Raw genomic sequence first — 10,720 nt, 5'->3', positions numbered from 1 at the left:
CTGTATAAAGTGTTGGTGCTAATATTAAATAAAGCTGCTGTTTCTTTACGTGTATGTCCCTCTTTAACATATTCAAGGACACGTTTTCTAAAATCAATTCCGTATGCCATAGGAATAGTATACCACACACAGTTTATAATCTAAAAGACTATATTGTTACTGTGATTGAGCGAGATAGACGAAGTTTGCTCCATAATCCACATGATTTTACTCGTAATCGGGAACTATCTCTCGATAAAATGTTGAATCTAATCCTTGGTATGTCCGGAAATTCTATTTCTAAGGAATTGTGGATGCCAATATTTGGACTACAGAGTCTGCTTTTGTACAAGCTCGCTGGCATGATTCTATCCCTATTTTAGCTGCAGATGGAAGTGACGTGAATATTCCTAGAAATTCAAAATATGAGGGGAGCTCTTTTCAAGGTGGTGATGGAAAGAAGTCGTATAACCTGATTCATCTTAATGTATTTTATGACCTAAACTCAGGCATTTATACGGATGTTATAGTACAAGATAAAAGAAAAGCAGATGAGCGACAGGCAGTCATTGACATGATGGAGGTATCTCCCTTTTGAATCAGCCCTGGTAGTCATGGCCAGAGGATATGAAAGTTATAACCAACCTTATGGCGCATTTTGAGGAAAAAGGATGGCAATAGATTATTCGTGTCCAGAATGGCCCGGAATCTTTTGCATCAAGGTATCATTTACCGGATACTTCAATTGAAAAAGAGGTTACTATCAAATTGTCTAGGAATCAAACAAAACAAAAGAATTATCGATTTGTCTCCCATAATTCCAGATTTGATTTCCTCTCGGACTCTATCAGCTACGGAAGTAATCCTCCATTTTATGAACTGCATTTTCGAATTATAAAGTTTCCGATAGATGAAGGACAATATGAAGTCCCTGTTACAAACTCATCCGTGCCTTTTGAGGAGATTAAAAAACTCTATGCCCGTAGATGGGGCATAGAGACAAGTTTTAGAAATCTAAAGTATAGTATTAGACTTCCTGCAAAACAGTGATGGAACTTGAGATTCATCGAAGTTATCACTTGAAAAAAGACTGAGTCACAAGATATTGCAGTGAGGTTATACGATATTTCTTGCTGAGAAATTGGAGCAAATACATTAGTTCCGCAGGAAGTCTATTATAGGACTGGTTAATTTTCATGCAAAGAAGAAGGAAGGTGTTCTTCAAGAACTCTATGCACGTTTTACAGAGTTTAACTTCTGTAAGTGGATCATCATGAAAGTTAGTGATACAATGCCGAACTTGGAAAACTACCGAACTTGCTTTTCTGATGCGGTTTATGCCTGCAAACAATTTCTTAAAAACAGGCTCACTTCTTCTAAATTGAAAACTTACATAGAAAGACATGTATCAATCATTTGTCCAGGTCGGACGTTTAAAAGGCGACTGAAAAATCAATCAGTAGTAAGCTTCATCTATAAAGAATCATAATTTTTTTAAAAGGCTTAAAAAAACCTTATTTGGCATGCACAAAAAGACCACTTTCGAAACTCCTATGTAGATTTGGACTTTCAAAACCGGTCTTATTCTAGGTTCTAGGTCTTAACTTAATGACATTGGTAATCTAGCCTGTTTTTTTTAAGGTCTTGTTCGACAACCACTAACATTTATAGACAAAGCAACAATTGACCGTAGATTTGTAAATATTACTTGGCAGTGTTGGGGTATTATTCTGGCTTAATTGTGCCATTATGGATATTATAAATCTGTAAATCAACTTGTAAATCCTGTAAATGATCAAGTGAAGTTGTTGTCAAGAATGTCTGGATATCTCCACTAATTGCTTCTAGTAGGCGTGTCTGCCTCTGATTATCCAATTCACTCATAACATCATCCAACAAGAGAATTGGACTCTCTCTGGTAACATCTTTGATAAGTTGAATTTCTGCTAATTTCAGTGATAGAATCAAACTTCTTTGCTGGCCCTGACTTCCAAACTTAGCATCCATTTCATTGAGAAAAAAACGAACATCGTCTCGATGCGGACCAACACTGGTGGTTCTCTTTTTGATATCCTTTTGTCTTTTTTCTTGCAAGGCATCAATCAAGTTTTTGACAAGATATTGTAAATCTGGCTGTAAATCGATAGAGCTTTCATATTGAATTGTTAAAAATTCTCGATCATGGGATAGATGTTCTTGTTGAGTTCTAGCAACAGCTTCTAAATTAGATAAAAACTGAAGTCGATGTTGGATGACTCTAGCTCCGTATTGTGCTAGTTGTTCATCAAGGACGTCAAGGTAGTTGCTGTCCATAGACTGTCCGGATTTCAGGTAAGTATTGCGCTGTTTTAAGATATGTTGGTATTGAGAAAGTTCTGCTAGATAAGTGGGTTTAATTTGTCCCAAATCCATGTCTATAAACTTCCTTCTCAATGAGGGTGAGCCTTTAACCAGTTGTAGATCCTCAGGAGCAAAGAGGACAACATTCATATGTCCGATGTAATTGGACAGTTTAGCTTGTTTTAGGTGATTGACTTTGGTCATTCGTCCCTTGCTTGTCCAAGTTATTTCCAGAGGAAGGGTTCCTGTCAATTTTGATAAAAGTCCCTGCAAACGAAAATTATCGGTATCGAATTGTGTCAATTCTTTGTCAAGTCGCGTCCGGTGACTTCTAGTGAGGGCCAAAAAGTAGATGGCCTCTAGAAGGTTTGTTTTTCCTTGGGCATTTTGACCCAGAAAGACTGTAAGTCCAGGTGTAAATTGAAGTTTTACATCTGTGTAATTTCGGAATTGATGGATTTCCAGTTCTTTTAACCACATGATTACCTACCAGGAAACCGAACAGGTTTCCTTTTTGATTTTTCTTTATGTGAAGTTTGTTTTTTATTTAATTCCTTGACAAGTTTAGCAACACGTTCTTTTTCTGCAAGAGCTTCGCGGTGTTCTAAAATTTCTTCTTGGTTAGGAGTCACTAACTGAATTTCTATTTCTAAATTGGGAATTTGAATCTGATCTTGTAGGTAGAGTTTTTTACCTCGTCGGCTTTCTTCATTTCCATTTAGAAATACTTGATTTTCAGCTAAAAAAGCCTTCACAGCACCCCCACTATGGATAATTCCTAAGTCTTTTAAAAGGGCTTGTAATGTAATAAATTCATCAAATAATTTGTAGTCCATAATATACCTCTGGGGCTATTATAGCATACTCAATCTATTCTTGCTTTCCGGTGTGGAAAGTATGTTTTTATTGGGATTAGTGGTATAATGAAATCCTATATAGATTAAATTTCGAGGTGAATATGAAACTAGTTGACGGTGTACATTTACATGTCACAAATAGTCAAAAATTTAAAAGCAATGTTATCAAGATTCGCTTTACCTCCTCTCTGTCACGCTATTCTGTTTCAGCGAGGGCTATCGTCGCCTCCATTTTAGAAACAGCCAATAAAACTTATCCACGTTTGAAGGATTTACAAAGGCATTTGGCTTCTCTATATGGGGCTGAGTTGTCAACTTCGATTCACACAATTGGGAATTTACATATAGTTGACATTGATTTACTATTTGTGAAAGATCGTTATTTAAGTAAGAAGCAGTTTTTATTAGAAAATATCTTTGAATTGATCCACTCTGTTCTTTTCCAACCTTTGGTCGAGGATGAGGGATTCAACGAGAGCCTCTTTCTTACGGAACAACAGAATTTAATGGATTTTGTTGAAAAGGAAAGGGAGAACGATTTTAGCTTAGCTAAAGCTGAATCAATCAAGAGTTTTTATGGAAACCATCCCGACTGGTCTCTTAGCCAATACGGGACTAAGGATTTGCTAAATTCTGAAACTGCCCGGTCAGTTTATCGAGAATTTCAACGGATGTTACAATATGACCGGATTGATTTCCTATTCTTTGGAGAGTTTTCAGAATCTGCTGTTCGAGATCGAATCCAAACCTGGAGATTTGAACCAAGGAAAGATCAGGTAAATCTGCAACATTATCAACCAGAGAACAGTATAGTTCGAGAAAATTTCCAAAAAGCCTTGGGTCAACAATCTGTTTTGGATCTAGCTTACCATACCCCTGTTTTTCGTGATGAAAGTAGTTATCCTGCTTTGGTTTTGTTAAATGCGCTATTAGGACAATTCCCTCATTCTTTTTTATTCCGAAAAATCCGAGAAGAAGAAGGTCTAGCCTATACGGTCGGAAGCCAACTCCATATATTCTCTCATCTCTTCAGGATGTATATCGGTTTTGAAAAATCAAAGCGGAATCAGATTTTCAAACTAATTCGACAAGAGGTGAATCGGTTACGGCGTGGAATAATCAGTGAGGAGCAGGTATCTATGAGTAAAAAAATGCTCCTGAATTTGATGACTCAAATTGAAGATTCACCGATGGCTTCAGTGGAGCGTATGTATCAGACGTCGATGTTTGGAGCTGCTTATTCGATTGATGGATCATTCAAAAAAGCTATCGAAGCTGTGACGACAAAAGAGATCCAAGCTGTGGCTAGAAGTCTTCAGCTTCAATCCATGACATTTTTGGAAGGGAGTAATCTATGAAAGCAATAGAAGAAAAACGTTTTTCCAGTATTGATGAAAGCTTGTTTACCTATCGTTTTTCCAATGGCTTTACACTACGAATGCTCCCCAAAAAAGATTTCAAGGAACATGCTGGGTTACTAACTGTCAACTTTGGAAGTTTAGATAATCAAGCGCAAAGCTTATCTGGAATCGCTCATTTTTTAGAACACAAGATATTTGAAACCGATAGTGGGGATGATTTTTTACTTAAGTTTACAGAGTCTGCAACGGATAGTAATGCATTTACAGGGTACGGTTACACAGGCTACACTTTTTCTTCTAGTCAAGAGATTATTGAGAATTCACGATTGTTGATTGACATGCTATCCTCTTTTACAACGAGTGAAGATGCTGTTAATAAAGAGAGAGATATTATCCGCCAGGAGTTGGAAATGTACAAATCAGATCCTGATCAAGTCTTGTTTACAGAAACTTTAGCAAGGATGTATCCTAAGACGGCTTTGGCTCAAGAGATTGTGGGGACTGAAGATTCCCTAGCTCGTATTCAGTTAATGGATTTACAAAAGGTTTACAACACTTATTACAGAGCTGACAACATGGATCTGTTTTTAATTGGAGATTTTCAACCTGAATTTATCGTTGAGAATTTAGAAGTGTCTGTTTCGAAATTGACAAATCCGACGGATCTTCTTCCTCCTCGTCTTCCAATAAAGCGTGAATCTGTTATTACAGGTCAGTCTATTCGAATGGATATTTCAAAAGCAAAATTGGCGATTGGTTTACGAGGAAGTCAATCTTTACAAGGACAAGATGTATTTGTTTATAAGATTAAGTTACAACTCTTTTTTTCCATGTTGTTAGGATGGACATCCCAACGCTATCAGGATCTATTGGATTTGGGAAAGATTGATTATTCCTTTCAATTAGAAGTTGAGGTCCAGGAAGCCTATCACCATGTATTGTTTTTCCTGGATACGGATGAACCTGTTTCGTTGTCTCATCAATTGCGAACTATTGTTAGAAGGTTTCAACAATCTCGTGACCTATCTGAAGATCATTTGGATTTGTTGAAAAATGAAATGTATGGAGACTTCATCAGACAGTTGGATAACTATGATTTTATCCTTACTAATTATATGGTAGGAAAGGAGGGGGTGAATCTTTTTGACCTTCCTGCCGTTCTTCCCTCCCTTCATCTAGTTGATGTTCTCGAAGTTGGACGTGAATTTATTGAGAACTGTGACATGATGGATTTCACTGTATTACCGAATTATACCTAGAAAGAGAAGGACCTTGATATGAGAAAAGTTACTATTGGTGAAGTGCTGCGATTAGAGCGAATTCATCAGGGAAAAAAATTAAGTCAAATCCAGAAAGCTACGGACATTCAATTAGAATATTTGGAAGCTTTAGAAAAAAATGACTTTGACCAGATGCCCAGTCCCTTCTATGCCCGCTCCTTTATTAAAAAGTATGCCTGGGAATTAGGGCTCGACGATAAAATTCTATTGGCAGCTTATGAAAATGGCTCTATGGTGGCTTACGATGAAATTGAAGTTGATGAAGATAAGGGACGAACCACTCGCATCGAACGCCGTAAAATAAAATCTTATCTACCCGTCTTTTATTTTGTACTCATATCACTGGGAATTCTTGGGTCAGTAGGGTACTTTGTTTGGAATTACTCTACTAACCATGTCTCAGAAACTCCGATTACCAGCTCCAGTTCCAGTTCCAGTCAATCAGAGGAAGGGACGAATCAGTCTGAAGAACAAGATGAGAACTTAACAATTAGCATGTCTACTTACGATGGTATTACCTATGTAACAGCCTCTGGTGTTAATAAGCCTATTGATTTAAAATTGAGTCGACTTCGGAATGGCAGTTCTTGGATTACAGTCTCTGAAACGGAAGTGGCAAACGGTGTGACTTTGAATAATGCCAATCCGAGCTTTGAAGCAGAGTTGGTAACAAACTATGAATTCTATATTGGATTAGGTGATCCCACTGCGGTTGAAATGACCTTAAATGGGCAAAAAGTGCCACTTGACGATCTTCCTGCTGAGCCGATTACTCTGGTATTGCGCACCAGTTCACAGATGACTTCGTCAAGTGAAAATAGTGGCAACACAGTAGAGCAAGAGACTAACGTCACCGAAGCTAGTCTTGAGAATGACAGCTTAGAATAGTGAGATAGCAATGAAAAAAGAAAATATCCCTAATTTACTTACCTTGATACGGATCGCCATGATCCCTCTATTTATTCTTTTACTTAGTTTGCCAGGTCGGTCAGACCTGCACTGGTTAGCGGCTCTTATTTTTGCAGTGGCTAGTTTCACTGACTACTTAGATGGTTATTTGGCCAGAAAGTGGCAAGTTGTTTCAAATTTTGGGAAGTTCGCAGACCCAATGGCGGATAAATTACTGGTAATGTCTGCCTTTATCTTGCTAGTAGGTCTAGATTTCATTCCTGCCTGGATTGCGGCTCTGATTGTCTGCCGTGAATTAGCCGTAACGGGCTTGCGCCTACTCCTTGTTGAACAAGGGGGGACTGTTTTGGCCGCAGCCATGCCAGGGAAAATTAAAACCTTCTCTCAAATGTTTGCCATTATTTTCTATCTTCTCCATTTTCACCTATTAGCTGACATAACACTCTATATCGCTTTATTCTTTACGCTTTACTCTGGATACGACTACTTCAGAGGCGCGTCCTTCTTGTTTAAGGATACATTTAAATGAAAAAAAAGAAAATCGAAGTTCGTAAACTCAGCTTCCGTTACCAAAAAGACAATGAACACCCTACCCTGAATCAGGTTGAGTTTCACGTGAAACAAGGAGAATGGATGTCGATTGTCGGACATAATGGGAGTGGCAAATCCACCCTTGTACGACTGATAGATGGACTTCTAGAAGCAGATGAAGGCCAAATTATCATAAATGGAGAACCTCTGACAGCAGAAAACATTTGGGAAAAAAGACAGCAAGTAGGTATTGTTTTTCAAAATCCAGATAATCAGTTTGTCGGAGCAACTGTAGAGGATGACGTAGCTTTCGCCTTGGAAAATAATCAAGTTCCAAGAGAAGAAATGCAAAATCGTGTAGAAGCAGCCCTGAAAGCCGTGAATATGTGGGAGTTTCGTGAACGGGAACCTGCACGACTATCCGGAGGACAGAAGCAGCGTGTTGCCATTGCAGGTGTACTGGCCCTACAACCCGAAATTATCCTCCTCGATGAGGTCACTAGCATGTTAGATCCAGAAGGTCGCCAGGAATTAATGGAGACTATTTCTCATATTCGGAAGCAGGAGGATTTAACGATAGTTTCTGTTACCCATGACTTAGAGGAGGTGACACTTAGTGACCGAGTCTTGGTGATGAAAAACGGACAGGTGGAATCTATCCAGACACCAGGAGAACTCTTTCAACGTCAAGGTTTAGAAGCACTGGGTTTAGATGTCCCTTTTTCCAGTCAACTTCTAAAAGAGCTGGATTTGGGGCCAAATAGCCCGACATATTTATCAGAAAAAGAATTGCAGGATTATCTATGGGAATTAGAGTTTCCAATGTAAGTTATAGTTACCAAGCAGGGACGCCTTTTGAAGGACCAGCTTTATTTGATATTGATTTAGACATTGTTGAGGATCAATACACTGCGATCATTGGACACACTGGAAGTGGTAAGTCAACGCTTCTACAATTGTTAAATGGTTTGTTACTCCCAACTAAAGGTCACTTACAAGTGGGCACATTGATTTTGGAAGCCGGTCGTAAACAGAAGGATATTAAGCAGGTTCGGAAAAAAATCGGATTGGTTTTCCAATTTCCTGAAAGCCAATTGTTTGAAGAAACTGTGTTAAAAGATGTTGCTTTTGGTCCACAAAATTTTGGTATATCCCAGGAGGAAGCTGATCGAATTGCTAGAGAAAAGTTATCAATGGTTGGCATTCAGCCTGAGTTCTTTGAACGAAGTCCCTTTGAGCTTTCTGGTGGTCAAATGCGTCGTGTCGCCTTGGCAGGGATTTTAGCCATGGAGCCTGAAATTTTGGTTCTAGATGAGCCGACAGCAGGACTTGATCCAGCAGGACGTAAAGAATTTATGCAGTTATTTTCTGATTTGCATGCCCAGGGAATTGGAATAATCTTGGTGACTCACCTGATGGATGACGTGGCTAATTATGCAGACTATGTGTATCTTCTTTCAAAGGGGCGATTGGAAGCTCAAGGGGTTCCTAGTGAATTATTTCAAGATGTGGAAAGGATGGAAAGGCTACACTTAGGTCTTCCCAAAATTACTCGCTTTGCCTTAGCGTTGAGAGAACGTGGATACCCTTTTGATCGGTTGCCAACAACTTTGAAGGAATTTAAGGAGGTTTTCCATGGATAAGTTGATTCTAGGTCGGTATATTCCAGGCTCCTCCTTTATTCACCGTCTAGATCCAAGGGCTAAACTTTTGGGAATGTTTGCCTTTGTTCTGATGATTTTCTGGGCTAACAATTTTGTTACAAATGTTCTTGTTTTGTTAGTGACGGCATGTCTTTTATTATTATCAGGTTTACCCTTGAAAGTTTATTGGGACGGCTTGAAACCTATGTGGTTTCTGATTTTATTTACAATTTCTTTCCAACTATTTACTCTAAACTCTGGCGACCCCCTACTTCAATGGGGATGGTTGACAATAACTGACAAAGGATTGATTCAGGCTGCGATTATTTTTATTCGGTTCTTGACAATTATATTGTGGTCCACAGTCTTAACCTTGACAACAATGCCCCTTACCTTGGCGAGAGCGATCGAATCCTTATTGAAACCCTTAAAAGTGGTCCGTTTTCCGGTACAAGAAGTTGGTTTAATGTTGTCAATGAGTTTACGATTTATTCCTACGTTGATGGATGATACTGTAAAGGTTATGAACGCACAGAGAGCGCGTGGTGTTGACTTTGGGGAGGGAAATCTTCTCGAAAAGGCTAAATCGTTTATTCCGATTTTAATTCCTCTCTTTGCTTCGAGCTTTAAACGGGCGGATTCTTTGGCGACTGCCATGGAGGCACGTGGTTATCAGGTTGGTGCTGACCGTACAAGTTATCGTAAACTTACTTGGAAATCAGCAGATAGCTTGTCAATCTTTTTACTCTTCTGTCTAGCTCTGGCTTTGTTTTTCCTTAAAAATTAGCATTTATTACAGAAAAACGCTGTAAATATCATCTCCTTGTAACAAACGTTACCTTTTCTATAAAAAAGAGTAATAAACACTTTGTATGATAGGGATAGATAAAAAGGAGATAAGAATGCGTAAAGAACAAAAACAAAAGTATAGAAACTTTGGAATTCTAACAGCTGCATCAGCCCTTGTAATTGGAGGGACTGTACTAGCAGAAAACTATACTGGAAGTAAAGAAATAGCATCTTCAACAATCGTAAAGAAAGAAACAGTATCTTCAAGTACTGTTTACAAAGCTTCATCTTCTCAAGTGAAATCATCATCTAAGAGAGAAGTAAAAGTACAAGAGGAAACAGCAACTAGTGCAGAGTCAAAAGTTGCAACTGAAGTTGAACTTTTGAAAGCGAATCCTTCAAGCAATTCTACAGAGACTACTCAAGTAACTGCATTGGTAGATACAGCGGAAAATCATACTTATACAGCTCCAGCAAGCTTACCAGTTGCTCAAGTAAACTCCTCAACTACAGCAGCGGGTTCAATTGTTCTGGCCAATGGAAATACTGCTGGTGAACACGGACAATACGCAGCTGCTCGCATGGCAGAATTAACGGGTGTTTCAGTTGCAACATGGGAAAATATTATTGCTCGTGAATCAAACGGAGATATCTATGCAGCTAATGCTTCGGGTGCAAGTGGACTTTTCCAAACCATGCCAGGTTGGGGTTCAACAGCCAGTGTTGAAGATCAAATTCAAGCTGCCTACAATGCTTATAGCAATCAAGGACTTGCTGCTTGGGGTTATTAATATACAAATTATAGAAAAAGAACGCCTAGAGATTTGGGTCTCAGGCGTTTTTCCGGTACGACGGGCATGTCGTACATCTGAGGTGTAAGTCCTCTGTGGGCACCTGCTACCGGTGAACCCAATAGCGACTCCCAAGCCTGACTATCGTGAGGTAGCGGGGAGAGGAAGGGATAGCGAAATCGTGGCTCTACGAACAGAAACGTGATAGTAAGGCGTATGTGGAGGATAAGGGGGCCGGAA

The 10,720-nt window shown here is 39.0% G+C and carries 11 protein-coding genes; 9 read left to right on the top strand and 2 right to left on the bottom strand.

Going from position 1 to position 10,720, the window contains the following annotated elements:
- Positions 1 to 289: 289 nt before the first annotated feature.
- Entirely contained in the window at positions 290 to 577 is a 288-nt protein-coding gene (locus I2503_RS09665; protein WP_196967587.1) for a transposase, read from the top strand.
- Positions 578 to 1,704: 1,127 nt separating this feature from the next.
- Here the strand turns inward: I2503_RS09665 and recF are convergent.
- Both recF and yaaA read right to left on the bottom strand, forming a co-directional pair.
- Positions 1,705 to 2,799, bottom strand: a complete 1,095-nt coding sequence (gene recF / locus I2503_RS07815; RefSeq protein WP_196967585.1) for a DNA replication/repair protein RecF — start codon at positions 2,797 to 2,799, stop codon at positions 1,705 to 1,707.
- 2 nt (positions 2,800 to 2,801) lie between these two features.
- Complete coding sequence (gene yaaA, locus I2503_RS07810; protein ID WP_196967584.1) at positions 2,802 to 3,155, bottom strand: S4 domain-containing protein YaaA; 354 nt, start codon at positions 3,153 to 3,155, stop codon at positions 2,802 to 2,804.
- A 122-nt stretch (positions 3,156 to 3,277) separates the two neighbouring features.
- Here yaaA and I2503_RS07805 point away from each other — a divergent pair, with 122 nt between their 5' ends.
- The 8 genes from I2503_RS07805 (at position 3,278) to I2503_RS07770 (ending at position 10,480) form a co-directional block, all read left to right on the top strand.
- The gene (locus I2503_RS07805) at positions 3,278 to 4,534 is read left to right on the top strand and encodes an insulinase family protein (protein ID WP_196967583.1); all 1,257 of its coding nucleotides are present in this window, start codon (positions 3,278 to 3,280) and stop codon (positions 4,532 to 4,534) included.
- Positions 4,531 to 5,796: a pitrilysin family protein gene (locus tag I2503_RS07800; protein ID WP_196967582.1), complete on the top strand. Its 1,266-nt coding sequence runs from the start codon at positions 4,531 to 4,533 to the stop codon at positions 5,794 to 5,796. Before I2503_RS07805 ends, I2503_RS07800 begins: the two co-directional genes overlap by 4 nt.
- An 18-nt stretch (positions 5,797 to 5,814) precedes the next feature.
- The gene (locus tag I2503_RS07795) at positions 5,815 to 6,705 is read left to right on the top strand and encodes a helix-turn-helix domain-containing protein (protein ID WP_196967581.1); all 891 of its coding nucleotides are present in this window, start codon (positions 5,815 to 5,817) and stop codon (positions 6,703 to 6,705) included.
- A gap of 10 nt (positions 6,706 to 6,715) precedes the next feature.
- Positions 6,716 to 7,255 (top strand): CDP-diacylglycerol--glycerol-3-phosphate 3-phosphatidyltransferase, encoded by a 540-nt coding sequence (gene pgsA / locus I2503_RS07790; RefSeq protein ID WP_196967580.1) that lies wholly within the window; start codon positions 6,716 to 6,718, stop codon positions 7,253 to 7,255.
- On the top strand, positions 7,252 to 8,085 hold the full coding sequence (locus I2503_RS07785) for an energy-coupling factor transporter ATPase (protein WP_196967579.1): 834 nt from the start codon (positions 7,252 to 7,254) through the stop codon (positions 8,083 to 8,085). The genes pgsA and I2503_RS07785 overlap by 4 nt, the downstream gene beginning before the upstream one ends.
- The gene (locus I2503_RS07780; protein ID WP_196092252.1) at positions 8,061 to 8,900 is read left to right on the top strand and encodes an energy-coupling factor transporter ATPase; all 840 of its coding nucleotides are present in this window, start codon (positions 8,061 to 8,063) and stop codon (positions 8,898 to 8,900) included. The genes I2503_RS07785 and I2503_RS07780 overlap by 25 nt, the downstream gene beginning before the upstream one ends.
- Complete coding sequence (locus I2503_RS07775; RefSeq protein ID WP_196967578.1) at positions 8,893 to 9,687, top strand: energy-coupling factor transporter transmembrane protein EcfT; 795 nt, start codon at positions 8,893 to 8,895, stop codon at positions 9,685 to 9,687. Before I2503_RS07780 ends, I2503_RS07775 begins: the two co-directional genes overlap by 8 nt.
- A gap of 115 nt (positions 9,688 to 9,802) precedes the next feature.
- On the top strand, positions 9,803 to 10,480 hold the full coding sequence (locus I2503_RS07770) for a peptidoglycan-binding protein (RefSeq protein WP_196967577.1): 678 nt from the start codon (positions 9,803 to 9,805) through the stop codon (positions 10,478 to 10,480).
- Positions 10,481 to 10,720 lie beyond the last annotated feature (240 nt).

The sequence above is a fragment of the Streptococcus sp. NLN64 genome, assembly GCF_015831295.1.
In the GTDB taxonomy this organism is placed as follows: domain Bacteria; phylum Bacillota; class Bacilli; order Lactobacillales; family Streptococcaceae; genus Streptococcus.
The sequence above is the reverse complement of the archived record's forward strand: the minus strand, read 5'-3'. Positions and strand labels throughout refer to the sequence as shown.